Source organism: Williamsia limnetica (assembly GCF_003217475.1).
GTDB lineage: Bacteria > Actinomycetota > Actinomycetes > Mycobacteriales > Mycobacteriaceae > Williamsia > Williamsia limnetica.
In genome coordinates, this window is the sequence record NZ_QJSP01000002.1 from 423,936 (window position 1) to 448,916 (window position 24,981).

A 24,981-nucleotide genomic window follows, 5' to 3' on the forward strand; every position below is an offset into this window, starting at 1 on the left:
GGGTGGGTTTGTGGCGACGCGGTAGCGTGGCTCCTATGTCACGTGCATCGCTGGCCAAAGAGCCCGCCGACGTCGCCGCCATGTTCGACGGAGTCGCCGGGCGGTACGACCTGACCAACACGGTGCTCTCTTTCGGCCAGGACCGCGGCTGGCGCACTGCCACCCGCAAAGCGCTGGCGCTGGGCCCCGGAGACGTGGTGCTCGACCTCGCGGCCGGCACCGCAGTCTCCACCGTCGAGTTGGCCCGCTCGGGCGCCGCCTGTGTCGCCGCCGATTTTTCACTGGGGATGCTCAAGGCGGGGTCGAAGCGGCCGGTCCCGAAGGTCGCCGCGGACGCCCTGCATCTTCCGTTCGGCGACGAGACCTTCGACGCCGCCACGATCTCGTTCGGACTGCGCAACGTGGCGGACGTCGACGTCGCGTTTGCTGAGCTGTTCCGGGTACTCAAACCGGGTGGACGAGTGGTGATCTGCGAGTTCTCGACCCCGGTGTTCGAACCGATGCGCGTCGTCTACATGGAGTATCTGATGAAGGCGCTGCCCGCGGTCGCGACGAAGGTGTCGAGCAATCCGGAGGCGTATGTCTACCTTGCCGAGTCGATCCGGGAATGGCCCGATCAGCCCGCACTGGCCCAGCGGATGCGCGATGCCGGTTTCAACGAGGTGCGCTGGCGCAATCTCACCTTCGGCATCACCGCGCTGCACCGAGGTCTCAAGCCCCGGTAGCCCGGAATTGGTGGGTTCTGGCGAACCCCACCTGGGGAAATGCTCGCCAGAACCCACCAAGATCGGGGTCAGGAAAAGGGTGGACGGCTGTCGATTCTCGAGCTGACGATGCCGGCGGTGCGCCAGGCGCGAGCGATCAGATCGGTGTCGTCTTCGGTGATCAGGTTGCCCATCACGCGCACGACCATCGACATCAGGGCGGACGAGCGGATGCCCGGACGGCCGAGCACCGGCACCACCTTCGGGACGGTCAGGACGGCCGCCAGACGTCGCGCCGCAGAGAACGCCAGGGCGTACCGCGCGCGGAGCAGATCCGGCCACAGTGCTGAAAGATCTTTTTCGCCAAGGACTTCCACTGCGAAACGCGCTGTTTCGAGCGCGTAGTCGATGCCCTCGCCGTTGAGGGGGTTGACGCACGCGGCGGCGTCACCGATCAGTACCCAGTTGGCGCCGGCGACGTTGCTGACGGCGCCACCCATCGGCAGGAGCGCGGACGCGATCCGCACCGGCGGACCGCTGAGTTGCCAGCTATCTCGCTGAGAGTTAGTGTAGTGCTCGATGATCGGGCGCAGCGCCATGTGGGCGGGCCGCTTCTCGGTCGCGAGCGCACCGACGCCGATGTTCACCAGTCCCGATTCGGCTCCCAGCGGAAACACCCAGCCGTATCCCGGCAGCAGCGCCCCGGCGCCGTCGCGAAGCTCGAGGTGCGAACCCATCCAGCGGTCATCGCAGCGCCCGGACTCGACGTATGCCCGTGCCGCGACGCCGTATGCGGTGCCCCGATGCCAGGCTCGGCCGAGGGAAGTGCCCAAAGCGGACTTGACCCCGTCCGCGACGATGAGTTTGTCGACCTCGATCTCAGCTGGGCCGCCGGCCGTATTCACCTGCACGGCAGTGACTCTGCCGCCGATGATGGTGGCTCCCACGGCCTTGACGCCCGACACCATCGCAGCGCCGGCGTCGAGAGCGTGGCGTCGGATACGGTCGTCGAGTTCGGTCCGTGCGACCGCGCTGCCGTAGTCGGGGAAGTGGTCGGAGGCCTGCGGCCACCGCACCTGTTGCCTGCGACCCCAGCCCTGCAGGTCAAGCCCCTCGATCCGTGGACCGTTGAAGGCATCACCGAGCCCGAGCGCGTCGAGTTCGGCGATGGCCCGCGGGGTCAGTCCATCGCCGCAGGTCTTGTCGCGAGGAAACACCGCGGCGTCGAGCAGCGTCACCTCGTGACCGGCCTTGGCTGCCGCAGCTGCGGCGGCCGAACCGCCGGGACCTGCACCGACGACCAAGACCTCGGTCCGCGTCGGTAACGGGGTGGGTGCACTCACCCAGTCAGTATCCCGCACCATTAGGCTCGTCCTATGACGGGAGCAGGTCAGGCGTGAAGACGACGTTCGCAGGTCTTGAATTGGAGCCGGAGGCCTTTGCCGCCGATGTGGGTGCGTCGCTCGAGCGTGTCGAGACGTTGCTGCTGGGGGAGCTGTCCTCCGGCGAGGACTTTCTCACCGAAGCGGCCACGCATCTCGCGAAAGCCGGCGGTAAGCGGTTCCGGCCCATCTTCTCCATCCTCTCGGCCCACTTCGGGCCGAATCCCCACGCAGAGGATGTGATCATCTCGGCGACCGTGGTCGAGATGATCCACCTGGCCACGCTCTATCACGACGACGTGATGGACGAGGCCGAACTCCGGCGCGGTGCGGTGAGCGCCAACAGCCGGTGGGGCAACAGCGTGGCGATCCTGTCCGGCGACTTCCTGTTCGCCAGGGCGTCGCGCCTCGTCTCGACCCTCGGGCCGCATGCGGTCCGGATCATCGCCGACACGTTCGCCGAGCTGGTGACCGGCCAGATGCGTGAAACCGTCGGCGCCCAGGGCAAGGCCGATCCCGTCGAGCACTACCTGCGGGTGGTGTGGGAGAAGACCGGATCGCTGATCGCGGCCAGCGGCCGATTCGGGGCGATGTCGTCCGGTGCGGACGCCGAGCAGATCGAACGGCTCTCGCGCCTCGGAGACAACATCGGGACCGCCTTCCAGGTCTCGGACGACCTCATCGACATCACGTCGGTTGCCGGGGATTCCGGCAAGAATCCGGGCACCGATCTACGTGAGGGTGTTCACACCCTCCCAGTGCTCTACGCGCTGGCCGACCCGACCGAGACACGAATCCGCGAATTGGTCCTCAATGCGGATGGCACCAACCGCCCGATCACCGACGACGCCGAGGTCGCCGAGGCTCTGGTGTTGCTGAACGCCTCGGACGGCCTGGTCAGGGCCCGCGCCACCCTGCAGCGCTACGCCGATGCCGCCGACGAGGAACTGGCTCAGCTGCCTGCAGGTCCGGCTCACGATGCGATGACCTCGCTGGTCCGCTACACGATCGACAGGGTCGGCTGAGTCCACCCGCTGCCCGAAGATGTGCTGTTGTGGCGGTGCTCACCTGGGCTTTTGGTCGCCAAAAGGCCCCATGATCGGCAGGCCGGGGAACCCTGGTGAGGCATTCGTTCGTTGCGGCTCCAGTGCAACAGGACAGGAGTGAGACAAATGGGCGGCCATGCCAACGGACTGAAGACAGTTCTTCTACTGGGCTTCATGTCGGCGATCATCGTGGGAATCGGTGCGGCCTTCAGAAGTCCGGCGATTCTGCTGCTCGCCATCGTGCTCGCCGTCGGGTTCAACGCCTACATCTACTTCAACAGCGCCAAGATGGCGCTCAAGGCGATGCACGCGCAACCGGTGACCGAAGTGCAGGCGCCGGCGCTGTACCGCATCGTCCGTGAACTGGCGACGGTAGCCCGCCAGCCCATGCCCGCCCTGTACGTCAGTCCCACCGAGGCACCCAACGCTTTTGCGACCGGTCGCAATCCGAAGAATGCCGCAGTGTGCTGCACTGCGGGCATCTTGCAGATTCTCGACGAACGTGAGTTGAGAGCTGTTCTCGGGCATGAGCTCTCGCACGTCTACAACCGCGACATCCTCATCTCTTCCATTGCAGGTGCGATGGCTGCGGTGATCAGCGGTATCGCCAACTTCGCGTTCTTCTTCGGCGGTAACCGCAACGGTGGTGCCAATCCTGTTGTGTTGCTGCTCATCACCTTCCTCGGGCCGATTGCGGCAACTGTCATCAAGCTCGCGGTGTCGCGGTCACGTGAATATCAGGCAGACGCATCCGGCGCTGAGCTGACCGGTGATCCACTGGCCCTTGCCTCGGCGTTGCGCAAGATCTCCGGTGGCGTACAGGTCGCCCCACTGCCGCCCAACCCCGACCTCGCGGCGCAGTCACATCTGATGATCGCGAACCCATTTCGTGCCGGTGAACGGATGAGCAAGGTCTTCGCCACCCACCCGCCGATGGAAGATCGGATCCGCAGGCTCGAAGAAATGGCGCGCGGCGGGCGGTAAGGCCCACACGGTGCGAGTTTCGGCCCACTCGCCGCGAGTTTCGGCCCACTCGGTGCGGGTTTCGGCACGGTCGGCGGTCGCGGTGGGGATCAGCTGAGGTCGCGGACCACCTCGGCGACCTTCTCGAGCTGGCTGATATCAGAGCTCGTCGGGATCAGGTGGACCTCGTCGGTCCCTATGGCAGCGAATGCCGACAAGGTTTCGGCGAGCTCAGATTTCGAACCCGACCACCCGGTTGTCGGCGCGATCGCGTCGACGAACTCGGACGGTATCCAATTCATGTAACGACGCAGATGGTGATGGATCTGCGCCCTCGCGGGTCCGGCGTCGCCGATCGCGAACCAGAACGACGTCGCCAGATGCGGCGGCTTCTTCCCGGCCTCGGCCCAGGCCGTCGTCGCGACATCGAAGAGTTCACGTTGCTTGGTGGCGTCGAGGTCGAGGGTGGTACCCGCGAGACCCTCGGCCCATGCGGCCGCGCTGCGCAGAGTCTTGGGCCCGATCGTCCCGACGAGTAGCGGCGGTCCGCCCTCCTGAACCGGTGTCGGCCCGACCGGGAGCACAGAATCGGTCTGCCGCTCGCCCGCCCAGACCTGTTTCATCACCGCGACGCGGTCGGCCATCTGCTTCATGGTCTGCGTCTTGGGGTCGGCGCCCACGGACTTATAATCCTCATGTCGGCCGCCGACGCCGATCCCGACCGTGAGCCTGCCCCCGCTGAGCACATCGCCCGTGGCCAGCGCCTTCGCCAGCATCACCGGGTCGTGCAGTTGCGGCACGATCACGGTGGTGACCAGACGCACCCGTTCGGTCCATGCCGCGACCGCGCCGAGCAGCGTCAGGCTGTCGGGGTTGTCGAACGCTATCCGCTCACCCCAGCACAGCGACGAAAACGGTCCGTCGTCGATCACCCTGGCCCAGTCCCTGAGCACGGCGCGGTCGAGGTCCGGTTCCATCACCGGCAACGTCATTCCGATCTGCACGGTGAGTCATTCTGCGTCATCAGCAGGCAGTTGCATCGGGGAATGAGGAAGTCCGAGTAGAGCGGAGGCGCAGATGAAAGAACCTTCATCTCGGCCTCATGGGCGCATCACACCCGGCCGCGAAGGTCTTCCTATGCGAACTTCCGATTCATCGGTCGCGACAGTGTCCCGTCCGCCGTCCGCGTGGGCGACCGACCGGTTTCCCGCGCCGGACCCTTGCCGTGAATCCAGGCCATCCACGCGCCGGCGGATCGCGGCGTGGACGCTGCTCGGCACTTTCGTGGTACTGGCCATCGCCACCGGTACTGCGCGCACAGTGATGCTCCGGGCAGTCGATGACAGGGCGAACAACGTTGTGGCGCAGCAGACAGATCAGTTCCAGGCGTTTGCCACCACCGGCGTCGATCCGTTCACGACACGTCCCTTCGATTCGGTGGAGCGCACGATCGAGGTATATCTCCTCAACCACCCGCCGGGGCCGAATCAGGTGATGTTCGGCGTCGTCGGCGATCGCACGGTCGGGATGGCTCGTGATGGCGCAGCACCGGTCGTGGCCTCCGAGCTACTTCTGCCGATTGTCACCGCCGCCGAAGCCGCCGGCGTCACGCACACGCCGGCAGGCGAGATGCGTTGGACTCGAGTCGGTATCGATGATGTCGCCGGAGGCACCGGCCTGTTCGTGTTCGGTGTGGTCACCGGACCGGAGCGCGACCTGGTCGAGAAGAGGATGTGGGCCTTTGCTGCCGCCGGTATGGGCGGACTCGTGCTGACAACGTCGATCGTCTACCTGGTTTCCGGGCGGTCACGATTACCGGTCACCCACCGGCCCGTCCTGCCGAAAGCACCGCCGCGCATACTCATCAGCGCGATCGTCGCACTCGCCGCATGCATCTACGTGGCCACTGCCGGCCTGTGGGGCGATCTGTCGGTCGACGGCGCACTCACCCTCGTCGTCTTCCTGGTGGCCGTGTGGTTGTGGATCTTCGCCCCGGTCGAGGACACCTACGTCGCGCTCGGCGCCGCGCTCGCCCTGGTGATGCTGGGACCGATCGAGTCCGAGCAGTTCACCCGCACGCTCGGCGACCACGTCATCTGGCTGCTGGTGGGCTCTTTCGTGGTCGCGGCGGCGGTCACGGCGAGCGGACTGTCGGCCAGGGTCGCGGCGCGTGTGCTCTCCGTCGCCCGCACCCCACGGCAATTGGTGCACCTGGTCACGCTCGTGCTGTTGCTCACCACCTTTGCGATACCGGCCACATCCGGCCGCGCGGCGCTGGCGCTCCCGGTGTTCCTCGCCCTGGCGACGGTGCTGCGCCACCGGCCCCAGCTGGTGCTGTGCCTGGCGCTGGTGTTCCCATCGGTGATCCTGTTCTCGGCCATCGGATCGCTGCTCGGGGCGGGTGCACACCTGGTCACCAGCGAGATCGTGCGTAGCGCCACCGGTTCGGGCATCGGCTTCCTGACGTGGATGCTGCTCGGTCTGCCCCTGGCGGTGCTGTGGTCGCACCTGTGCGCCGAGATAGCGCTGCTGCTCTTCACCGACCACACCGAACGCCGTAGTCCGTTGGTCGTGCGGCGCTCCGATCTGCTCGCCGCCGGTGACTGCGGAGCCGGGAAGGAGACGGGCCCGAGGGCGGAGCTCGACCATGACGGGCTGTCACCAGCGCAACGCCGCATGGCCGGCCTGCTCGGTGCCGTCGTGCTGCTGTGGTGCTCCGAACCGCTGCACGGTATCGACCCTGCGATCGTGGCGATGCTCGGCGCGATGGTGGCCGTCGCCCCCGGGGTCGGCGCCACCACCCTCGGTGCCGCGGTGAAGACGATCCCGTGGAACCTGCTGCTGTTCATGGCCGCAACACTGTGCCTCGGTGTCGCGCTGTCGACCAGCGGTGCCGCGCAGTGGGTTGCCGATCAGTTCTTCACACCGATGCAGAGCCTCGCCGGCTCGGCCGGGTGGGTCTTCGTGGTGGCCGTGGTGATCATTTCACTGGCCGCACACCTCTTCGTCCAGTCCCGGTCGGCCCGTTCCGCCGTCCTGATCCCGGTCATCGTCGCCACTGCACCTGCGGTCGGGATCGATCCCACCGCAGCAGCTTTCATCTCCACCGCCGCTGCCGGGTTCTGCATCACCCTGACGAGCTCGGCGAAACCCGTCGCGATGTTCGCGGCGACCGACCAGGTACCCGGCTACGACAGCCGACACCTGCTGCGGCTCTCGGCGGTGCTCGCGCCCGTATCGACAGGACTCCTGCTCGTGTTCGCCCTGTGGATCTGGCCGGCCCTCGGCCTCACACTCCACGCAGCTTGATTCATCCACCCACCACTCCTGGAGGAACCATGTCAGTCCGCATTCCACAACGAATCCTGGTTGCACCCAGCGGCTTCAAAGAAAGCCTGTGCGCGGAGTCGGTCGCGACCGCGATCGCCGCCGGGGTCCGCCGGGCCCTGCCCGGTGTCCGGGTCGACATCGCGCCGATCGCCGACGGCGGTGAGGGCACAGCACGCACCCTGGCCGTTGCCACCCGCGGCGCACTGCGGGAGATGGCGGTCACGGGCCCGACCGGGTCGCCGGTGGAGTCACACTGGGTCCGACTCGGAGGTGCTAGCCGATCGGTGGCTGTCGTCGAGATGGCTGCAGCGGCGGGGTTGTCACTGGTACCCGCCGACCTCCGAGATCCCGGGGCGACCACGACCTACGGAGTCGGGCAGCTCATCGCAGCCGCACTGGACGAGGGCGCGGAGACGATCCTGGTGGGCTGCGGCGACTCGGGCACCTGCGACGGGGGAGCGGGTGCACTGCAGGCGCTGGGAGCGCGGATCCTGGACGTTGACGGAGTCGAGATAGGTCTCGGTGGAAAGGAATTGGCGCGTGCCGCGCGCCTCGACCTGACTGGACTGCATCCCCGCGTCGCCAACACCGAGATCGTCCTCGCCTGCAACCCCCACAACGTGCTGACCGGCCCGCAGGGTGTGGCGCGGGTGTTCGGGCCCCAGAAGGGGGCATCTGTAGACCAGGTCGAAGAACTCGCTGCGGCGCTGGACAATTGGGTGACGATACTCGAGCGCGACGGCGTCGGGAAAGGTGATCTGCGCAGAGGGCCGGGCAGCGGCGCCTCCGGGGGACTCGGCGCCGGGCTCGCAGGCGGGCTCGGCGCGGTCCTGCGATCGCGCTTCGAGGCGCTGCTCGACTCCGGGCTCTCGGGCATCGACCTCGACCGCCGCATCCGTAAGGCCGACCTCGTGATCACCGCCGAGGGTTCGATCGACTTCCAGACCCCGCACGGCAAGGTGCCCGCCGAGGTCGCCCGCCGGGCCACTCGGTACGGCGTCCCCGTCGTCGCGTTGGCCGGGTCACTCGGACGGGGGGCGCCCGCCGTCCACGACGTGGGCATCGCCGCGATCGCGTCCATCCTGACCGTCCCGATGCCGCTGTCCGAAGCGGTGGCGAACGGGGAGGAACTGCTCGTGGCGGCCGCCGAACGCATGATGCGGATGATCCTGCTCGGCGGCACCATCGCGGCGCGGACCGGCAGCAAGAAGCGGAACAAGGCGTCGTGAACCCGCCGAATTCCGCCCCCTGCCGGGCGTCCGGGGGCAACGCGCCCTCGGTGGTTGGCGTAGGGGCCGAATCTGGTGTGGAAATCTACTGCTAGCGGTAGTTGACGAACTGCAAGGCGATCTCGAAGTCCTTGTTCTTGAGCAAGGCGATCACTTCTTGCAGGTCGTCACGCTTCTTGCTCGACACCCGGAGCTCCTCGCCCTGGATCTGCGCTTTGACACCCTTGGGGCCCTCGTCGCGGATGGCCTTGGTGATCTTCTTCGCCTTCTCGGAATCGATGCCCTGCACCAGGGTGCCGGTCACCTTGTAGGTCTTCCCGGACCCGATGACCTCGCCGGCGTCGAACGCCTTCAGGGAGATGTCGCGGCGGATGAGCTTTTCCTTGAACACCTCGAGTCCGGCCTGAGCGCGTTCCTCGGCGTCCGAGGTGATCACGATGTTCTCTTCACCGGACCATTCGATCTTGGTGTTGGTGCCACGGAAGTCGTAGCGCTGCGACAGCTCTTTGGCCGCCTGATTGAGAGCGTTGTCGACCTCTTGCCGATCGAGCTTGCTGACCACGTCGAACGATGAATCTGCCATAACGGTCAAGCGTAGCCGCGCCTGTGCTCCCGCTCGCGCAGCATGGGGCCAAAACGTCAAAAGAGGGCCCGCTGTACTGGGCATTTGTGTTCTTGGGCCCTGCCCGATGTAATGTTTCCCGCGTTGCTTTCCGCCGGTCCAAAAGACTGCGGGAGGCAGCTTGCCAGGTTGCCCGAGCGGCCAAAGGGAGCGGACTGTAAATCCGCCGCGCAAGCTACATAGGTTCGAATCCTATACCTGGCACAGCACCAAAGACTCAGGCCTCGAGCTGGCGCAACCAGCCCGGGGTCGTTTGGTGCGAGGAGGATGAGAGAGCACACGATTTGGCACGCGCCAGCGCCGCTGTGTAATCTCGTTAAGGCCCTTCGCGAGGGCGCCGGAGACGGTGCCGACGTGAGAGGCGAACGCCCCCTTAGCTCAGTCGGTAGAGCGTTTCCATGGTAAGGAAAAGGTCGACGGTTCGATTCCGTCAGGGGGCTCGCTGGACTCAGATCTCGACCAATGCGCTGCCGGCAACGGCGCGCAGCGATCGAGGTCCGGGCCATGGCGGTGTAGCTCAGTTGGTTAGAGCGAACGACTCATAATCGTTAGGTCGCCGGTTCGAGTCCGGCCATCGCTACGATGCACACGACGTGCCGCTAACGGCGACACACCAGACGTGACGTCCCTCGGGGGCCGTCGCACCACACGATCCACCTGAAAGGCATTCCCGTGGCCTCCTCAACAGACGTGCGCCCCAAGGTCACCTTGGCCTGCGAGGTTTGCAAACACCGCAACTACATCACCAAGAAGAACCGTCGCAACGATCCCGATCGCCTCGAGATCAAGAAGTTCTGCCCGAACTGCGGCAAGCACCAGAACCACAAGGAATCGCGCTAGACCGCTACAGGCGGTCAGCTGACTGCCTGACATGACCGGGGACGCGTAAGTGTGCCCGGTCTTTGGTCTTTTCTGCGCACCCGGCAATGCCCAGCCGGTGAGGCGATAGTCGAAAGATGAGGGGTCGGCGAATGACGAATGCGAGCGAGAGCAAAGTGGCCGAGCCAGTCGAGGCCCCGCAGGAGGGCCCGAAGCTGACTCCCGAAGAGATCGCGGCCCACACCCAGAAAATGGTGGGCTTCAAGTACACCGTCGACGACTACTACGAGGTCGCCCGCGAGAAGGTGCGCGAGCACGCCCGAGCAGTCCAGGACACCAACCCGGTGCACTGGAACGAAGCCAAGGCGCGCGAGATGGGTCACGACACCCTCGTCGCAGCACCGACCTTTGTCTCCGTTCTCGGCATCATCGCCCAGCGGCGTCTGTTCGAAGACGTGCTCACCGGCTACGACCTCTGGCAGATCATGCAGAGCGATCAGCGGCTCGTCTTCCATCAGCCGATCAAGGTCGGCGACCAACTGATCTGCGACGTCTCGCTCGATTCGTTCCGGCAGATGTCCGGCACCGACCTGATGGTCACCAAGAACGTCATCTGGAACCAGCGCAACGAGCCGGTGATGACCACCTGGACATCTCTCGCGGCGCGGGCTGCGATCGAGGTCGATCCCGAACTGGTCGACAAAATCGAACACGTGATGATGCAGGAGCCGGGCGGCATCGACCCCGGCAAGACCGTCACCGGGCCCTTCGCGCGTTACGACGACCCCGACCCCGAGGTCGCCCCGCTACCGTACGGTGCGATCAATTTCGACGAGCTCACCGTCGGCCAGGAGATCCCGGCTCGCACGTTCAAGCTCACCCGCGGCAACCTCATCAATTACGCCGGCGTGGCGGGCGACCCCAACCCCATCCACTACAGCGACGAGGTCGCCAAGGTGGCCGGGTTGCAGGACGTCGTCGCGCACGGCATGCAGACGATGGGCCTCGGCGCCAGCTTCATCGGCGAGTTCATCGGTGACCCCGCTGCGATTCACGAGTACAACGTGCGGTTCACCAGTCCCGTGTACGTGCCGGCCGGTGATTCCGCGGCCGTGGACTTCACGGGCAAGGTCAAGTCGCTCGACCCGCAGACCCGGCGTGGCCAGCTGTCGATCGTGGCCAAACAGGGTGATCGCAAAATCTTCGGGCGAGCACTCGCCGGCGTGCAGTTCAACTGATCATGTGCGTCTTCGGAGCTGGTTGGAGTTCCACCCCTCCGGTGACGTACACTCGAATAGTCGTCAGCTCTATTTCAACTTGCGCGCTGCCCTAAGGGTGGCGCGTTGGTTTTGTGTAGTGCAGACGCCGGGTCGACGGAGCCCCGGTGACCACCTCGGTGGTCGTCGGCGAAGTCGGCCCAAAGGGGCGTAGCTCAACTGGCAGAGCAGCGGTCTCCAAAACCGCAGGTTGCAGGTTCAAGTCCTGTCGCCCCTGCCCTTGATCGTGTGAAAGCACCTCAGGGCACCCGATGTCAGCTGCCGGGCAGAAGGACCAGCTGGTCCACTGCAGGCATCCGACTTCAGCCACGAGAGGAACAAGTTGAGCAAGCGCGACCGTGCCGAACGCGCCAAGAACGCGGCTGAGTCGACCGACGAGGTCGAGCTCGACAGCTCTGTGGACTCCGAAGCGGACTCGGCGGACGAGACCGGCAGCGGCGACACCGCCACCGTGGCCCGTCCGAGCGGCAAGCGCTCGCCCCGTGGCAAGCGTCCGAATCTCGCCAAAGGCGACGACGGCGACGACGACGCGGGGTCGACAGTTGCCACCAAAGAAAAAGCCAAAGACAAGAAAACCGACGGTAAGCGCAAGCGCGTCAAGCCTGAGGACAGCCGCAACCCGTTCATCAAGTTGTGGGTGTTCCTCACGCAGGTTGTCAGCGAGCTCAAGAAGGTCATCTGGCCGACTCGCAAGCAACTGATCCAGTACACGATCATCGTGCTGATCTTCGTGATCGTCATGGTCGCGTTCATCTCCGCACTGGATCTGGCGTTCGCAAAGGCCGTTTTGTGGCTGTTCGGGTGACCAACCCGTTCGGCTGCTTCGAGGAAAGGGAGCGTGGGCTGCAGTGAGCACCCCCGAGAACGACGCTGTAAACAGCGAGACAGAGACCGACGTCATCGACGAGACAGTCGGTGATTCGGAGGCTGTCGACAGTGCCGTCTCCGATTCCGAAGACTCCGATGTGGATGTGACCGGCGAAGCCGAAATCGCCGCGCAAGCCACCGAGGACGCCTCCGACGAGGACACCTCTGGCGAGGACCCCTCCGACGAGAACGCAGTGGATGCGGTCGTCGAGCCCGAGGAAGAAGAAGATCCGGTCGAGGCGCTGCGCAAGTCTCTCAAGAAGGCTGCCGGCGACTGGTACGTGATCCACTCCTACGCCGGGTACGAGAACAAGGTGAAGGCCAACCTCGAGACCCGCGTGCAGAACCTCGATGTCGGTGACTACATCTTCCAGGTCGAGGTTCCGATCGAAGAGGTCACCGAGATCAAGAACGGGCAGCAGAAGAAGGTCAACCGCAAGGTCCTTCCCGGCTACATCCTCGTTCGCATGGAGCTCAACGACGAGTCGTGGGGCGCGGTGCGCAACACCCCCGGCGTCACCGGTTTCGTGGGACTGACCTCGCGTCCGTCGCCGTTGTCCATGGATGACGTCCTCAAGTTCCTCCTGCCGCGCGTCGAGCCGAAGAAGGCCCCGGGCAAGTCCGGTTCCGATGGAGGCGCCGATCTGGCCGCCGCAACGGCACCGACCATCGAGGTCGACTTCTCGGTCGGCGAATCGGTCACCGTCATGGACGGCCCGTTCGCGACGTTGCCCGCCTCGATCAGCGAGGTCAACGCCGAGCAGCGCAAGGTGAAGGTGCTCGTCTCGATCTTCGGTCGTGAGACCCCGGTCGAGCTCGCCTTCAACCAGGTCGAAAAGATCTAGTCGAGAAGATCTAACAGATTTTCGCGTCTCCAGCGGGCGCGAAACCGGGCTGAGTCGAGATTTTCAGCCCAAACGCAATCAATCAGAAACAGGGAAAAGGATGCCCCCCAAGAAGAAGAAGAAGATCTCCGGGATCATCAAGCTCCAGATCCAGGCAGGCGCCGCGAACCCGGCACCGCCCGTGGGTCCGGCACTTGGTCAGCACGGCGTGAACATCATGGAGTTCTGCAAGGCGTACAACGCTGCGACAGAAAGCCAGCGCGGCAATGTCGTGCCGGTCGAGATCTTCGTCTACGAAGATCGCTCCTTCGATTTCAAGCTGAAGACCCCGCCTGCGGCAAAGCTGCTGCTCAAGGCTGCTGGTCTGCAGAAGGGTTCGGGAGAGCCGCACAAGACCAAGGTCGGCAAGGTCACCATGGATCAGGTCCGTGAGATCGCCAAGACCAAGCAGGAAGACCTCAACGCCAACGACGTTGACCAGGCCGCCAAGATCATCGCCGGAACTGCCCGCTCCATGGGCATCACGGTCGAGGCTTGAGCCACTTCCTCACCGAAATAGTGGGAGGGCCGGCTCGGTCCGCACCACCAACCCGTACGAGCTGCGGAGAAAGAAAGAGCCAACATGAGCAAAACCAGTAAGGCATACAAGGCCGCTGCTGAGAAGGTCGACAAGTCGAAGCTTTACAGCCCGCTGGAGGCTGTGAACCTTGCCAAGGAGACCTCGTCCACGAAGACCGACGCGACCGTCGAGGTCGCTGTCCGTCTCGGCGTCGATCCCCGTAAGGCCGACCAGATGGTGCGCGGCACCGTCAACCTGCCCCACGGCACCGGTAAGACCGCCCGCGTCATCGTGTTCGCGGCCGGCGACAAGGCCAACGAGGCCGTCGCAGCCGGAGCCGACGAAGTGGGCGCCGAAGATCTGATCGAGCGGATCCAGGGCGGGTGGCTCGACTTCGACGCCGCCATCGCCACCCCCGATCAGATGGCCAAGGTCGGCCGCATCGCCCGCGTCCTCGGACCGCGTGGCCTGATGCCGAACCCGAAGACGGGCACCGTCACCACCGACGTGACCAAGGCCGTCAACGAGATCAAGGGCGGAAAGATCAACTTCCGCGTCGACAAGGCAGCGAACCTGCACTTCGTCATCGGCAAGGCGTCGTTCGACCAGAAGCAGCTCGTCGAGAACTACGGCGCAGCCGTGGACGAGATCCTGCGTGCGAAGCCGTCGGCGGCCAAGGGTCGGTACCTCAAGAAGGTCACCGTCTCCACCACCACCGGACCGGGCATCCCGGTGGACCCGGCGATCAACCGCAATTACCTCGAAGAGGACTGATCTTCCTCTGCTAGACCCACAAAGCCGGGACTCCCTGATGGGGGTCCCGGCTTTTGTGTGTTGGGCCGTTCTCAGTGAGATAGTTCGATGCCTACCTCGTAGCGCGGCCCACGCACATGTCTTGGCTCGCCGGCACTTGGCTCATCCTCGTCTGAACAACGTGAGGCTCATGCCGGGCCTCATCCAAACTTGTCCCGGCGGCATCGCACCCCTGAAAACCGGCAAATACAAAGGGTCCGAGGGAGATACTCCCTCGGACCCTAGCTATTTCCCGGTTTTCAGGGCGAAAGTCAGACCTTCGCGGTCTTCATCGCTTCTGCGGTGAGTTCGAGGGACCTGAGCCGGCCCTCGGCGGTCACCGACTGATGAGCGACGATGACCTCATCGGCCTGGGCCAGCTCGGCGAAGTCGTCGAGGAACTCACGCACATCAGCGCCGGTACCGACGCCGGTGTACTTCATCATGTTGGCGATGCCCCGGCCCTCGCGGGTGGTGAGGAATGCGTCGATCTCCTCGTCGCTGTAGTGCGGGCTCGACGGTCCCCGGGAGATCAGCATGCGCACGCGAATACGGCGCAAGGCCTCGAAGTCGCGGGCAGCAGCGTCTGGGTCGTCGGCAGCGACCGCATTCGCACCGGCGATCACGTAGGGCTCGGACAGCTGACGAGATGGCTTGAAGTCTCGGCGATACAGTGTGACCGCTTGCTGCAGAGCGTCAGGGGAGAAGTGCGACGCGAACGCGTAGGGCAGGCCCAGAGCAGCAGCGAGCTGCGCACCGAAAAGTGACGATCCGAGAATGTAGAGCGGGACATCGGTGCCGGCACCTGGGATGGCCTTGATACCGGGGATCCGGGACTCGTCGCGCAGGTACCCCTGCAGTTCGAGGACGTCTTGGGGAAAGCTGTCGGCCGAGCTGTGGTCACGGCGCAGCGCGCGCATCGTTGCCTGATCGCTGCCCGGCGCGCGCCCGAGTCCGAGGTCGATGCGACCCGGATGCAGGGTTTCCAGCGTGCCGAACTGCTCGGCGATGGTCAGCGGCGCGTGGTTCGGGAGCATGATTCCGCCGGCGCCGAGCCGAATGGTCTCGGTGTGAGCAGCGATGTGCGCGATGAGCACACTCGTCGCCGACGAGGCGATGGACTCCATGTTGTGGTGCTCGGCGTACCAGACGCGCTTGTAGCCGTGCCGTTCCGCCGCGCGCGCCAGTTCCACGCTTGCAGCGAAGCTCTCCCGGGCGTCGTGTCCGGGAGATATGGGGGCTAGGTCGAGAATGGACAGGGTAGGTGACATACCTGGGGCCTTCTTAATCCGCGAATACGTTGAACAAGATGTACCCCTGTAGCAACGTCGCGGCGGCCGAGTACCTTCCCGGCCGACGGGTCAGGGCCGTGCGATCTCGATGACCTTGCCCGGCAGACCCCATTCCGTGCGACCGAGACGGGCCATCGGCGCGAGCTTGGTGAAGTCCGGGTGGCCGTCGGACGCCGCCACCGCGGGGTCGACGGTGATCGCCACGACCTTGCCCATCACGACCTGTGAGTTGCCGACCGGGATGATCTGGAACAGCTCGCACTCGATGGCCACCGGGCTGTCGCGGACCCGCAGGCAGTCGACGACCGTCGCAGGCTCCGACGCGACACCGACGGCCTCGAACTCGTTGACGTCCTCGTCGAATCCGGCGGAGGTCGCGTTGACCTGCGCCGTCATCGGTTCGGTGGCCACATTGATGACGAACTGTTTCGTGGCCGCGGCGTTGTCTGCGCTGTGCTTACCGCCGACCGCTGTGAATTGCACGATCACCGGATCCGTGGAGCTCACCGAGAAGAAACTGAAGGGCGCGAGATTGTCCACGCCGTCGGCGCTGCGCGAAGACACCCAGGCGATGGGCCGCGGCACGACGGACGCGGTGATCAGCTTGTAGAAATCCCGTGTCGACGTGTTGCTGCTGTCGAACAGGATGCGCTCGGCCGCGGCCGAATTCTTGTCTGAGGTCACCGAACCAGCATGGCATGCGCTCGACGCTCAGTCGGTGACTCGGTAGACGGTCTGGACGATGCCCTGTCCCAGGGTCGTCGACCGCTGCAGTTCGAGCGACACGTCGTGGTCGATCGATCCGAACAGTGGCAGACCCGAGCCGAGGATGACCGGGATGGTGGTGATGGTGAGCTCGGTGATGAGCCCGCGCTGCAGAAAGCTCGTGATCAAGCGGCCACCGTCGGCGTACAAGCGATGAATGTTCTCGGCCGCCGCGGCGTCGAGCAGTTCGTCGATCGAGCGGTGGACGGTGACGCGATCGTCGACGTCGGGATCGAGCTGGGTACTCAGCACCATCACGCGTTGGCCGGTGTAGGGCCAGTCGTCGAATGTGGTCCCGATCTCGTAGGTGTTGCGTCCCATGGCGATCGCACCGGTGGTCGCTATGAAGTCGTCGTATCCGGTCTCACCGATGTCCTCGCTGCGGCTCAGCAGCCATTCGATGTCGCCGTCGGTGCGAGCGATGTAGCCGTCGAGGCTGGTGGCGATGAAGACGGCGCCGGTGACGGTGGGCACAGGGGTGGCAGTCATGGAGTTCCTCGTTTCCAGGTGGTGGTGAGTCGGTCGAATTCGTCGTCGAGAATCTTGGTGAGTGAGCCGTCCGGCGCCACGGTCCACGCCAGGAATGTGCCCTCCAGCAGGGCGAACAGGGTGCGGGCGGCCGCCGTCGCCTCGAGCGTCCGGGGAAGTTCACCCGCGTCGATCACGCGGCTGATCGCGCCCGCCAGTTGCTGCCGTTTGCGCTCCCAGCCCAGTGCCAACAGTCGGGTGAGTTCGGGGTCGCCGAGGTCCATCGCGAGCGAGGACACATGGCCCGCGGCATGCTCGATCTGATCGCTGTCGGCGTAGGAACCCACCGACAGCCGTCGAAGTGCGTCGAGCGCACTTTCGCGGGCGTCCACAGGTGGGTCGACCTCGATGGAGTCGACCCAGCGCTGCGACGACGCGATGAGCACAGCCCGCTTCGAGCCGAACCGCTTCACCAGGGTCGGCGCGGACACTCCGGCCTCCTGAGCTGCGAGTTCGAGGGTGAACCGCGCGGAACCGACCCGTGCCAGTACGGCGTCGGCGGCGTCGAGCAGCTGCTCGTCGGTGTGAAGTCGGGGGCGAACCATGTAGTTAGTAAACCAGAATTGCCTAACTCCGCCAAGACGGAGTTCGTCCACAGATCGGGTGCTGTCCACAGGCAAGGCCGGTCGTGCAATGGCGACGTCGGTCCGGGCGCCTAGGGTTGAGCTCGTGCGAGACGACAAACTCCTGACCCGTATCTCCGGGTTGTTGCGGCAGGCCGAAGGCACCGACAACGAACACGAGGCCCAGGCATTCATGCAGGCGGCGCAGCGGCTTGCCACCGCGGCGTCGATCGACCTGGCTGTGGCCCGGTCCCACGCCGGCGGCAACCGGCGGGTGACGCCCGAGCAGCGCAACATCGCGATCGGTACCGCAGGCAAACGTGGGCTGCGCACCTATGTCCAGCTGTTCGTCGCGATCGCCCGCGCCAACGACATCACTTGCGACGTCGCCAGCAACTCGACCTTCGTCTACGCCTACGGATTTCCCGGCGACATCGACACCTGCGAGGCGCTCTACGGATCGCTGGTCGTGCAGATGGTCGCCGCCAGCGACGCATACCTGAAGTCGGGTGCGTACAAGAGCGAGACGTCTGCGCGGGTGGTCACCGAGCGGCGGGGCTGGGTGTCGCGGCGGGTCGTGGAAGAGAAGCAGCTCTCGCCGATCACCGCCCGGCTCAACTTCCAGTCGGCGTTCGCCGAGCGCATCGGCAAGCGGCTCGTGCAGGCGCGTGACGAAGCGCGGGCGCAGGCCGTCGCGAACGACGGCGGACAGTCCGACTCGGGCACCGCACTCGTGCTGCGCAACAAAGAGATCGAGGTCCGGGATTTCCACCAGGAGACCTCGACGGCCCGTGGTACCTGGCAGTCGCAGAGCGCGTCGGCGGGTTACTCGGAGGGCGCTCGCCGTGCGGGGGACAGGGCGGGTCGTCGAGCGCGTCTGGGCGATGACGTGCAGCTCGACGGAACCCGCGGGGCACTGGAGGCGTGATCGGGCGCCGATGACGGAACGCGACAGCCAGCGGTCGGCGCTCTACGCGGCGGAACGGCTGGTGCACAACGTATTCGAACGGGCAAGTGCGGGCTCGGGTGCGCTGACCATTGCCGGTACGTCGATGACCCTGCCGCCGGAGGCGAGGTTCGGATCGGTGGATTCGGTGCGTACGTACGTCGATCGCGTGCTGGCGATGACAACGGTCGCGGCACAGTTCCCGCGGGCGCAGGTGCCGGTCACCGTCCGAACCCGGCGCGGGCAACGCCAGGCCCATTACGAATACAACCCTGCCGGTGGTGCCGGCGTGATCGCGGTCCCCGTCGCCGACGACCGCTGGGCCATGCGTGAGCTGGTCGTCCTGCACGAGTTGGCCCATCACCTGAGCCCGGGTTCGGCAACAGACAAACACGGTCCGCTGTTCGCGGGCACGCTCATCGACCTCGTCGGGCTGGTACTGGGCCCCGAAGCCGCCCTGGTCTACCGGATCACGTTCGGCGACAGCGGCATAGGAGTGGCATGACGGCGGGCACAAATGCACACTGTTCAGTCATTTGCACACGTTCAAACGTGTGCAATTGGTTGAAGCGTGTGCATTTGCGCGCTACATCCCCTGGAAGGTCAAGTAGCTCTGGTGGTAGGGGTCGAGGACGAGTTTCTGGGACCGCCAGCCCGACTTGATCAGGTCAGGGACCACGGCGAGGAAGCGTGGCATGCTCGCGGCGTAGATGTTGATGCGAAGTCGATGTCCCTCTTCGATGATCGCGTCGGTGGGGACCAGGTCGATGTCGAGATCGACGGGGGAGTGGGGCGTCACCTTCAGCTTGCGCTTCTTGCTCAGCGGATGGTGAGCCACCAGCAGTGAACCGTCTTCGGCGTACTCGCAGAGTTCAGGATCCAGGGATCTGTTCGAGGCCGTCAGCGACCCGTTGGTCAGGACGGTCGACGTTCCGTCGGGTGCGACATCGTTGAGCGTGACGGCCCACAGTGCTTCATGACCCCCGCACATGGTGCGCAGATGCAGATTCATCGAGCCCGAGACCTGCATCGGCTCGGACATCGGTGCGGACGTGAAGGTCAGTGCGCCCACCTCTTGGAACTTCGCCTTGGTGGTGAACGAGCCGCCCAAGAACATGGTCGCGCCAGCGGTCACCTGCGTCATGTCGCGGGACAGGAATCCACGGGCATCGGCGCGCAGTTTGAGTTCGCTCGCCGTGGAGTTGACGCTCGCACTCAGGCTGCCGTCGTGCTTGCTGTGCTTGGCGGTGTCCGATGACGCCGCCGACAGATAGAGCCGCTGTACGCGGGAGTTCTTGCGAGGGAACGACTCTCCCGACGTCCAAGAGCCGCCCTGCTGCTGCAGGGTCACCGGGCCGTACTCGTCGACGCCGTTGTCGAGGCCCTTGAGCCACTTGTCGAACCAGGCGCGCTCGAGCACATCCACGCGCGGCGGGGCGATCCGCTTGCCGAATCCACGGCCGGCATCGAGGTGGTAGCCGTCGGCCATGACGAGCTGTTTCTGTCCCGGCTGCAGATTCAGTTGGTTGTAGATGCGAGTGGCGCTGCGGCCGAACAGGTCATGCCAGCCGCCGAACACGAACGTGGGCGCGGTGATCATGTCGATCTTCGGGTCACGCTCGTCGAAGTAGGGGTCGTCGTAGATACGGGGATCGCGGCCGGTGAGGAAACCCCAGGCGAGCGAACCGATTTCGGTGGCCGGCGACGCGACCCGATCCTTCAGCCACCGGACGCCGTTGGTACTGAGGGCGTCGCCGATGGCGGCAGACGGATTGGGCAGCCATTTGAGCAGATTCACCCCGGCCAGCCAGATCGGGATGAAGGCAGAGGGGGCGCCGCCGGTGATGTAGATGTCGCGGACGATGTCTTCGCATCCCTCGACCGCGAATACGGCCTTGAGGTGCGGCGAACCGTTGCCTGCGGCCTGCAGGGAGTTGATCGCCGAGTACGACCACCCGGCCATGCCGATGTTGCCGTTGCACCAGGTCTGGTCTGCTGCCCAGTCGATGACCTCGATCGAATCGCGCTGTTCGCGCTCACCGAGGATCTGCCATCGACCGTGCGAGGCGCCGGTTCCGCGAACGTCGACGACCAACTGGACGTATCCGCTCTGGACGAGCTTGCGGTTGATGCCGAAGACATCGAGTGTGCCGCCCGATATCGGGGGTAACGGGAGGTGGTGGGTGGTCTGGTCGATGAGGTCGAGGACGGCACGGTTGTAGGGATTGATCGTCACCACCGCCGGCATCGGCGACTGGACGATCTGCCCCGAGGCATCGACGGGCCGGACCAGTGTTGCGCGCAGCCGTACCCCGTCGCTCATCGTCAGATGCAGAGAACGATCGATCGAGACCTTGGGGAACTCGGGGCGGCCGTCCACCTGTTCGCGCCACCACAAGGCGTTCGCGCCGCCGGTGGGATCTCCGAGGGGAAGTGTCGGGGTGCTCCGCACCGCGGGAGCTGTGCTGGTGCCCTCATAAGGGTTGAGCTGGTAGACCATGGCACTACCTCTCCGCTGGAGGAATGGGCCACGCCAAGGGCTGACCACCCGGGTGATCCGAGTAGTCGCAGGTCGCGGCAACACTCCGTCGTGTTGCTGCCAGTGCTGTTGGTGCTACTAGTGGTTCGTGACCGACCTCACACTGGACTGGTTCAGTTCAACGTACCCGAGCGGGTGCTCGGTCGCGAGCTTCCCCGGCGTTCCGCCGTCGCACCTTGATGAGGACGTGGCTGATTTGTAACCCGAGGGCCCCTGCCGGTACTGTTGGTGCTTGGTGTTCGCAGGTCATGTGCCCGCGGATGTCAGTTCAACCAGAGACCGTTGGTCACCGGGGCGCGATTATCGCGAGCCGGCCGAAGGCCCGACATTTTTCGTCGGCGACCCACGCAGGGAGAACGAGGAATCACCGCCTCAGTGCATTTGTCATTGAAGCTCGTGTGCGCCCCGTGCCCTGTGCCGGGGCGTTTGTCGTTGGTGGGGGTCAGCGGCCGTTCACGAGACTCGCGCTCCTACGTGCCAACCGACACGTCATGAGAGGAGGCGAAGTATGGCAAATAGTGAAAAGGTCACCGCGGTTGCGGAGATCACCGAGCAGTTCAAGGGAGCCACTGCAGCAGTCGTCACGGAATACCGTGGTCTGACCGTCAAGCAGATCTCGGATCTGCGTCGCTCACTGGGCGAAGGTGCTGTTTACTCCGTCGCCAAGAACACCCTGGTCAAGCGCGCTGCTGCTGATGCGGGCGTGGCCGGTCTGGACGAGCTGTTCACTGGTCCCACCGCAATTGCCTTCATCGAAGGTGAACCCGTTGTGGCGGCCAAGGCGATCAAGAACTTCGCCAAGGACAACAAGGCACTCATCATCAAGGGTGGATTCATGGACGGCCGCGCGCTGTCTGTGGAAGAGGTCAATCAGATCGCCGACCTCGAAACCCGTGAGGTGCTCCTTGCAAAGCTCGCCGGTGCCATGAAGGGCAACTTGGCAAAGGCTGCGGGACTGTTCAACCAGCCCGCTTCCCAGGTCGCACGTCTTGCGGCCGCGTTGCAAGAGAAGAAAGCTGCCACCGGCGGCGAAGAAGCCGCGGTCGCACCCGCAGAAGCGGCCGAATAAAACCCCAACACCTCCATGGCCCGCTCTCCTTGCGGCCGAGGAAAGAACGAAAGGATTGCCCACATGGCAAAGCTCTCCGCTGACGAGCTCATCGATCAGTTCAAGGAATTGACCCTGCTGGAACTCAGCGACTTCGTGAAGAAGTTCGAAGATGTCTTCGAGGTCACCGCTGCTGCTCCCGTCGCTGTCGCCGCTGCCGGTGCACCGGCCGCTGCTGAAGCCGCTGTTGAGCAGGACGAGTTCGACGTCGTGCTCGAGTCGGCCGGCGACAAGAAGATCCAGGTCATCAAGGTCGTCCGCGAGGTCGTCTCCGGACTGGGTCTGAAGGAAGCCAAGGATCTCGTCGAGTCCGCTCCCAAGGCGATCCTCGAGAAGATCGACAAGGATGCCGCCGAGGCAGCCAAGACCAAGCTCGAAGAGGCCGGCGCCAAGGTTTCGGTCAAGTAGCTTGCGGATTGCCTTTGTGGCGGTCAAGTAGCCGATTTCTTCGCTTCACCTCACGATGGCCCGCAGCGTTTGCTGCGGGCCATCGTGCTGTCCGGGGGCTCTATATATAGGCGCACTGGACGCCACTGTCATGGGCTCGCTCGGCGGCTCAGTTGCACCAGAGGTTACCGGCTAGTAGGTTTCTGTACCGATCGAGATCAGGACGCGAAAAAAACTTTTGGGCATAACGTAAGTTACTCCCGAGTAACCGCGCATCTGGGTCTACCAGCAACAACCCGTACGGCTCGCCCGACACAGTGCGACCTCGGGAGACGCGGGAACCTGAGAAACAATGACGGGACGTATATTCGTCACGTCAAGTGGGTTAGAGTGAGCCGAACCACAGGCTCCGCACGGGGGCGGACTTCGTTTTGGAGGGACATTTCAGTGGGTGTTGAGGTCAGTGTTGAGGGGCTTACGAAGTCGTTCGGTTCGCAGAACATCTGGCGGGATGTCTCGCTGACGCTGCCGATGGGTGAGGTGAGTGTGTTGCTGGGCCCGTCGGGTACGGGTAAGTCGGTGTTCCTCAAGTCGTTGATCGGTCTGCTGCATCCGGAGCAGGGGTCGGTGATCGTCGACGGCACCGACATCACGAAGTGTTCGTCGCGTGAGCTGTATGAGATCCGCAAGCTGTTCGGTGTGCTGTTCCAGGACGGTGCGTTGTTCGGGTCGATGAGTTTGTTCGACAACATCGCTTTCCCGCTTCGTGAGCACACGAAGAAGAAGGAAGACGAGATCCGTCAGAACGTGATGGACAAGATCGAGTTGGTGGGTTTGACCGGTGCGGAGAACAAGCTCCCCGGTGAGATCTCCGGTGGTATGCGCAAGCGCGCCGGACTGGCCCGCGCCCTGGTGTTGGATCCGCAGATCATTCTGTGCGACGAGCCGGACTCCGGTCTGGACCCGGTCCGTACCGCCTATCTGTCGCAGCTGTTGATCGACATCAACGCCCAGATCGATGCCACGATCCTGATCGTGACCCACAACATCCAGGTCGCTCGTACGGTCCCGGACAACATCGGGATGCTCTTCCGTAAGGAACTGGTGATGTTCGGCCCGCGTGAGGTGTTGTTGACCTCCGATGAGCCGGTGGTGGAGCAGTTCTTGAATGGTCGTCGTATCGGTCCGATCGGTATGTCGGAGGAGAAGGACGACGCGCAGCAGAAGCGTGAGCAGGAGATGGTCGATGCCGGGCACTCCGATGGTGGTACCGCTGAGGATGTCCGCGGTATTGTGCCGCAGTTGCAGGCGACGCCGGGTCTGCCCGAGCGTAAGGCTGTCGGTCGTCGTCAGGCGCGTGTGCGGGAGATCCTGCACACTCTGCCCGAGCCCGCGCAGCGTGCGATCGAGGAGAGCTTCGAGGTCGAGGACGCCGCGCAGGAGAACCAGCGCGAGGCCTACCGCAAAACCCAACAGCAACCGGTAGGGGTCGGTTCCGGCTCCAACTCCGGCTACGACGAGACTCAGCAGCAGTCTTCCTATCAGGGCTCCGATGCCCAGACCGAACAGTTCCCCGCATATCGCGCCGGTGACAAGGCCCTCTAAATGACAAGTGCCACCACACGTGGCGTCGACAAGGTTTCGAAAGCAGGCTCTGGGGCGTTGTCCCAGACGGGCAACATTGTCCAGCTGTTCGTCGATGTCGCGCGCCAGACCTTCGTGCGTCCGTTTCAATGGCGCGAGTTCATCCAGCAGGCCTGGTTCATCGCCAGTGTGACGATTCTGCCGACCGCGTTGGTCGCGATCCCGTTCGGCGCGATCGTGTCCTTGCAGACCGGTTCGCTGATCCGTCAGCTCGGCGCTGAATCATTCACGGGCGCAGCGAGCGTCCTGGTGGTGATCCAGCAGGGCGCGCCCTTGGTGACGTCACTGCTCGTGGCCGGCGCAGCCGGCTCCGCGGTGACGGCCGACCTCGGGTCCCGGACCATTCGTGAAGAGATCGACGCCATGCAAGTCCTCGGCATCAATCCCGTTCAGCGACTGGTGGTCCCGCGCGTCCTGGCCATGATCTTGGTGGCCGTCCTTCTCTGTGGCCTGGTCTCCGTGGTCGGCATCGGCGGTGGCTACTTCTTCAATGTCATTGTCCAAGGCGGCACCCCGGGTGCCTATCTGGCTTCGTTCAGTGCGCTGGCGCAGTTGCCGGACCTCTACGTGGCCTTGCTCAAAGCTGCTGTCTTCGGTGTGATCGCCGGAGTCGTGGCTGCTTACAAGGGACTTCACCCCGGTGGTGGACCCAAGGGTGTCGGTGACGCGGTCAACCAGGGCGTCGTCATCACCTTCTTGTTGTTGTTCTTTGCGAACTTGATCATCACTGCGGTCTACTTGCAGATCGTTCCGGCCAAGGGTTCATAGGAGAAC

Annotated in this window: 25 protein-coding genes and 4 tRNA genes; 21 read left to right on the forward strand and 8 right to left on the reverse strand. The window is 64.6% G+C overall.

Annotation, left to right across the window (positions count from 1 at the left end; genetic code table 11):
• Positions 1 to 35: 35 nt before the first annotated feature.
• A complete protein-coding gene (locus tag DFR67_RS04650) occupies positions 36 to 725 on the forward strand; it encodes a demethylmenaquinone methyltransferase (RefSeq protein WP_110468234.1) in 690 nt (229 codons plus the stop codon).
• Between the two features lie 68 nt (positions 726 to 793).
• On the opposite strand, the gene DFR67_RS04655 is transcribed toward DFR67_RS04650, so the two are convergent.
• Positions 794 to 2,068 (reverse strand): geranylgeranyl reductase family protein, encoded by a 1,275-nt coding sequence (locus tag DFR67_RS04655; protein ID WP_110468235.1) that lies wholly within the window; start codon positions 2,066 to 2,068, stop codon positions 794 to 796.
• Positions 2,069 to 2,100: 32 nt separating this feature from the next.
• Here DFR67_RS04655 and DFR67_RS04660 point away from each other — a divergent pair, with 32 nt between their 5' ends.
• Together DFR67_RS04660 and htpX are read left to right on the forward strand one after the other, a co-directional pair.
• Entirely contained in the window at positions 2,101 to 3,111 is a 1,011-nt protein-coding gene (locus tag DFR67_RS04660; RefSeq protein ID WP_110468236.1) for a polyprenyl synthetase family protein, read from the forward strand.
• A gap of 147 nt (positions 3,112 to 3,258) precedes the next feature.
• Entirely contained in the window at positions 3,259 to 4,116 is an 858-nt protein-coding gene (htpX, locus tag DFR67_RS04665; protein ID WP_110468237.1) for a zinc metalloprotease HtpX, read from the forward strand.
• A gap of 89 nt (positions 4,117 to 4,205) precedes the next feature.
• Here the strand turns inward: htpX and DFR67_RS04670 are convergent, their stop codons facing one another.
• Positions 4,206 to 5,087 carry an LLM class flavin-dependent oxidoreductase gene (locus tag DFR67_RS04670; RefSeq protein WP_110468238.1) on the reverse strand — a complete coding sequence of 294 codons (882 nt, stop codon included), beginning with the start codon at positions 5,085 to 5,087 and terminating at the stop codon, positions 4,206 to 4,208.
• A gap of 145 nt (positions 5,088 to 5,232) precedes the next feature.
• Here DFR67_RS04670 and DFR67_RS04675 point away from each other — a divergent pair, with 145 nt between their 5' ends.
• On the forward strand, positions 5,233 to 7,404 hold the full coding sequence (locus DFR67_RS04675) for an SLC13 family permease (protein ID WP_245937723.1): 2,172 nt from the start codon (positions 5,233 to 5,235) through the stop codon (positions 7,402 to 7,404).
• 29 nt (positions 7,405 to 7,433) lie between these two features.
• Positions 7,434 to 8,654 (forward strand): glycerate kinase family protein, encoded by a 1,221-nt coding sequence (locus DFR67_RS04680; RefSeq protein ID WP_110468239.1) that lies wholly within the window; start codon positions 7,434 to 7,436, stop codon positions 8,652 to 8,654.
• Positions 8,655 to 8,745: 91 nt separating this feature from the next.
• Here the strand turns inward: DFR67_RS04680 and DFR67_RS04685 are convergent, their stop codons facing one another.
• Positions 8,746 to 9,237 (reverse strand): YajQ family cyclic di-GMP-binding protein, encoded by a 492-nt coding sequence (locus DFR67_RS04685; RefSeq protein ID WP_110468240.1) that lies wholly within the window; start codon positions 9,235 to 9,237, stop codon positions 8,746 to 8,748.
• A 162-nt stretch (positions 9,238 to 9,399) separates the two neighbouring features.
• Here DFR67_RS04685 and DFR67_RS04690 point away from each other — a divergent pair.
• The 10 genes from DFR67_RS04690 (at position 9,400) to rplA (ending at position 14,417) form a co-directional block, all read left to right on the forward strand.
• Positions 9,400 to 9,480, forward strand: a tRNA-Tyr gene (locus DFR67_RS04690).
• Between the two features lie 163 nt (positions 9,481 to 9,643).
• Positions 9,644 to 9,716 (forward strand) — tRNA-Thr (locus DFR67_RS04695).
• A gap of 66 nt (positions 9,717 to 9,782) precedes the next feature.
• Positions 9,783 to 9,856, forward strand: a tRNA-Met gene (locus DFR67_RS04700).
• A gap of 92 nt (positions 9,857 to 9,948) precedes the next feature.
• The gene (rpmG, locus tag DFR67_RS04705) at positions 9,949 to 10,116 is read left to right on the forward strand and encodes a 50S ribosomal protein L33 (protein WP_084834304.1); all 168 of its coding nucleotides are present in this window, start codon (positions 9,949 to 9,951) and stop codon (positions 10,114 to 10,116) included.
• Positions 10,117 to 10,247: 131 nt separating this feature from the next.
• The gene (locus tag DFR67_RS04710; protein ID WP_110468241.1) at positions 10,248 to 11,333 is read left to right on the forward strand and encodes a fused (3R)-hydroxyacyl-ACP dehydratase subunits HadA/HadB; all 1,086 of its coding nucleotides are present in this window, start codon (positions 10,248 to 10,250) and stop codon (positions 11,331 to 11,333) included.
• A gap of 183 nt (positions 11,334 to 11,516) precedes the next feature.
• Positions 11,517 to 11,589, forward strand: a tRNA-Trp gene (locus tag DFR67_RS04715).
• Positions 11,590 to 11,694: 105 nt separating this feature from the next.
• Positions 11,695 to 12,177 (forward strand): preprotein translocase subunit SecE, encoded by a 483-nt coding sequence (gene secE / locus DFR67_RS04720; protein WP_110468242.1) that lies wholly within the window; start codon positions 11,695 to 11,697, stop codon positions 12,175 to 12,177.
• 43 nt (positions 12,178 to 12,220) lie between these two features.
• Positions 12,221 to 13,084 (forward strand): transcription termination/antitermination protein NusG, encoded by an 864-nt coding sequence (gene nusG, locus DFR67_RS04725; protein ID WP_110468243.1) that lies wholly within the window; start codon positions 12,221 to 12,223, stop codon positions 13,082 to 13,084.
• A 100-nt stretch (positions 13,085 to 13,184) separates the two neighbouring features.
• Positions 13,185 to 13,622 carry a 50S ribosomal protein L11 gene (rplK, locus tag DFR67_RS04730; RefSeq protein ID WP_084834297.1) on the forward strand — a complete coding sequence of 146 codons (438 nt, stop codon included), beginning with the start codon at positions 13,185 to 13,187 and terminating at the stop codon, positions 13,620 to 13,622.
• A gap of 84 nt (positions 13,623 to 13,706) precedes the next feature.
• Positions 13,707 to 14,417, forward strand: a complete 711-nt coding sequence (gene rplA / locus DFR67_RS04735; protein ID WP_110468244.1) for a 50S ribosomal protein L1 — start codon at positions 13,707 to 13,709, stop codon at positions 14,415 to 14,417.
• A 290-nt stretch (positions 14,418 to 14,707) separates the two neighbouring features.
• Here rplA and DFR67_RS04740 read toward each other — a convergent pair whose 3' ends face one another.
• The 4 genes from DFR67_RS04740 to DFR67_RS30160 form a co-directional block, all read right to left on the reverse strand.
• Positions 14,708 to 15,706 carry an LLM class flavin-dependent oxidoreductase gene (locus DFR67_RS04740; RefSeq protein WP_110468245.1) on the reverse strand — a complete coding sequence of 333 codons (999 nt, stop codon included), beginning with the start codon at positions 15,704 to 15,706 and terminating at the stop codon, positions 14,708 to 14,710.
• Between the two features lie 90 nt (positions 15,707 to 15,796).
• Positions 15,797 to 16,411, reverse strand: a complete 615-nt coding sequence (locus DFR67_RS04745) for a flavin reductase family protein (RefSeq protein ID WP_425451243.1) — start codon at positions 16,409 to 16,411, stop codon at positions 15,797 to 15,799.
• A 27-nt stretch (positions 16,412 to 16,438) separates the two neighbouring features.
• Positions 16,439 to 16,981: a dihydrofolate reductase family protein gene (locus tag DFR67_RS04750; protein ID WP_110468246.1), complete on the reverse strand. Its 543-nt coding sequence runs from the start codon at positions 16,979 to 16,981 to the stop codon at positions 16,439 to 16,441.
• Positions 16,978 to 17,565 carry a TetR/AcrR family transcriptional regulator gene (locus tag DFR67_RS30160; protein WP_158539898.1) on the reverse strand — a complete coding sequence of 196 codons (588 nt, stop codon included), beginning with the start codon at positions 17,563 to 17,565 and terminating at the stop codon, positions 16,978 to 16,980. The genes DFR67_RS04750 and DFR67_RS30160 overlap by 4 nt, the downstream gene beginning before the upstream one ends.
• A gap of 124 nt (positions 17,566 to 17,689) precedes the next feature.
• Here DFR67_RS30160 and DFR67_RS04765 point away from each other — a divergent pair, with 124 nt between their 5' ends.
• Positions 17,690 to 18,511: a DUF2786 domain-containing protein gene (locus tag DFR67_RS04765; RefSeq protein ID WP_110468247.1), complete on the forward strand. Its 822-nt coding sequence runs from the start codon at positions 17,690 to 17,692 to the stop codon at positions 18,509 to 18,511.
• Between the two features lie 10 nt (positions 18,512 to 18,521).
• Positions 18,522 to 19,034 carry a TIGR04338 family metallohydrolase gene (locus DFR67_RS04770; protein ID WP_110468248.1) on the forward strand — a complete coding sequence of 171 codons (513 nt, stop codon included), beginning with the start codon at positions 18,522 to 18,524 and terminating at the stop codon, positions 19,032 to 19,034.
• 81 nt (positions 19,035 to 19,115) lie between these two features.
• Here DFR67_RS04770 and DFR67_RS04775 read toward each other — a convergent pair whose 3' ends face one another.
• On the reverse strand, positions 19,116 to 21,029 hold the full coding sequence (locus DFR67_RS04775; RefSeq protein WP_110468249.1) for a CocE/NonD family hydrolase: 1,914 nt from the start codon (positions 21,027 to 21,029) through the stop codon (positions 19,116 to 19,118).
• Between the two features lie 547 nt (positions 21,030 to 21,576).
• On the opposite strand from DFR67_RS04775, the gene rplJ reads away from it, so the two are divergent.
• The 4 genes from rplJ to DFR67_RS04795 all read left to right on the forward strand — a co-directional run bounded on the left by rplJ (position 21,577) and on the right by DFR67_RS04795 (position 24,975).
• Positions 21,577 to 22,137, forward strand: coding sequence for a 50S ribosomal protein L10 (gene rplJ / locus DFR67_RS04780; protein WP_110468250.1), 561 nt, complete (start codon positions 21,577 to 21,579; stop codon positions 22,135 to 22,137).
• 63 nt (positions 22,138 to 22,200) lie between these two features.
• On the forward strand, positions 22,201 to 22,584 hold the full coding sequence (rplL, locus tag DFR67_RS04785; RefSeq protein WP_084893655.1) for a 50S ribosomal protein L7/L12: 384 nt from the start codon (positions 22,201 to 22,203) through the stop codon (positions 22,582 to 22,584).
• Between the two features lie 426 nt (positions 22,585 to 23,010).
• Positions 23,011 to 24,168: an ABC transporter ATP-binding protein gene (locus tag DFR67_RS04790; RefSeq protein ID WP_110468251.1), complete on the forward strand. Its 1,158-nt coding sequence runs from the start codon at positions 23,011 to 23,013 to the stop codon at positions 24,166 to 24,168.
• Positions 24,169 to 24,975, forward strand: a complete 807-nt coding sequence (locus tag DFR67_RS04795; protein WP_110468252.1) for an MlaE family ABC transporter permease — start codon at positions 24,169 to 24,171, stop codon at positions 24,973 to 24,975. It begins immediately after the preceding gene.
• Positions 24,976 to 24,981 lie beyond the last annotated feature (6 nt).

What these genes read in the sequence shown, in the direction of transcription:
- DFR67_RS04655 (WP_110468235.1), bottom strand. Translation starts at nt 2,068, where the DNA reads ATGGTGCGGGATACTGACTGGGTGAGTGCACCCACCCCGTTACCGACG.
- DFR67_RS30160 (WP_158539898.1), bottom strand. Translation starts at nt 17,565, where the DNA reads ATGGTTCGCCCCCGACTTCACACCGACGAGCAGCTGCTCGACGCCGCC.
- DFR67_RS04670 (WP_110468238.1), bottom strand. Translation starts at nt 5,087, where the DNA reads ATGACGTTGCCGGTGATGGAACCGGACCTCGACCGCGCCGTGCTCAGG.
- DFR67_RS04770 (WP_110468248.1), top strand. Translation starts at nt 18,522, where the DNA reads ATGACGGAACGCGACAGCCAGCGGTCGGCGCTCTACGCGGCGGAACGG.
- DFR67_RS04675 (WP_245937723.1), top strand. Translation starts at nt 5,233, where the DNA reads ATGCGAACTTCCGATTCATCGGTCGCGACAGTGTCCCGTCCGCCGTCC.
- DFR67_RS04680 (WP_110468239.1), top strand. Translation starts at nt 7,434, where the DNA reads ATGTCAGTCCGCATTCCACAACGAATCCTGGTTGCACCCAGCGGCTTC.
- DFR67_RS04750 (WP_110468246.1), bottom strand. Translation starts at nt 16,981, where the DNA reads ATGACTGCCACCCCTGTGCCCACCGTCACCGGCGCCGTCTTCATCGCC.
- rplK (WP_084834297.1), top strand. Translation starts at nt 13,185, where the DNA reads ATGCCCCCCAAGAAGAAGAAGAAGATCTCCGGGATCATCAAGCTCCAG.
- htpX (WP_110468237.1), top strand. Translation starts at nt 3,259, where the DNA reads ATGGGCGGCCATGCCAACGGACTGAAGACAGTTCTTCTACTGGGCTTC.
- DFR67_RS04795 (WP_110468252.1), top strand. Translation starts at nt 24,169, where the DNA reads ATGACAAGTGCCACCACACGTGGCGTCGACAAGGTTTCGAAAGCAGGC.
- DFR67_RS04710 (WP_110468241.1), top strand. Translation starts at nt 10,248, where the DNA reads ATGACGAATGCGAGCGAGAGCAAAGTGGCCGAGCCAGTCGAGGCCCCG.
- DFR67_RS04740 (WP_110468245.1), bottom strand. Translation starts at nt 15,706, where the DNA reads ATGTCACCTACCCTGTCCATTCTCGACCTAGCCCCCATATCTCCCGGA.
- DFR67_RS04775 (WP_110468249.1), bottom strand. Translation starts at nt 21,029, where the DNA reads ATGGTCTACCAGCTCAACCCTTATGAGGGCACCAGCACAGCTCCCGCG.
- DFR67_RS04685 (WP_110468240.1), bottom strand. Translation starts at nt 9,237, where the DNA reads ATGGCAGATTCATCGTTCGACGTGGTCAGCAAGCTCGATCGGCAAGAG.
- DFR67_RS04650 (WP_110468234.1), top strand. Translation starts at nt 36, where the DNA reads ATGTCACGTGCATCGCTGGCCAAAGAGCCCGCCGACGTCGCCGCCATG.
- rplL (WP_084893655.1), top strand. Translation starts at nt 22,201, where the DNA reads ATGGCAAAGCTCTCCGCTGACGAGCTCATCGATCAGTTCAAGGAATTG.
- rplJ (WP_110468250.1), top strand. Translation starts at nt 21,577, where the DNA reads ATGGCAAATAGTGAAAAGGTCACCGCGGTTGCGGAGATCACCGAGCAG.
- rplA (WP_110468244.1), top strand. Translation starts at nt 13,707, where the DNA reads ATGAGCAAAACCAGTAAGGCATACAAGGCCGCTGCTGAGAAGGTCGAC.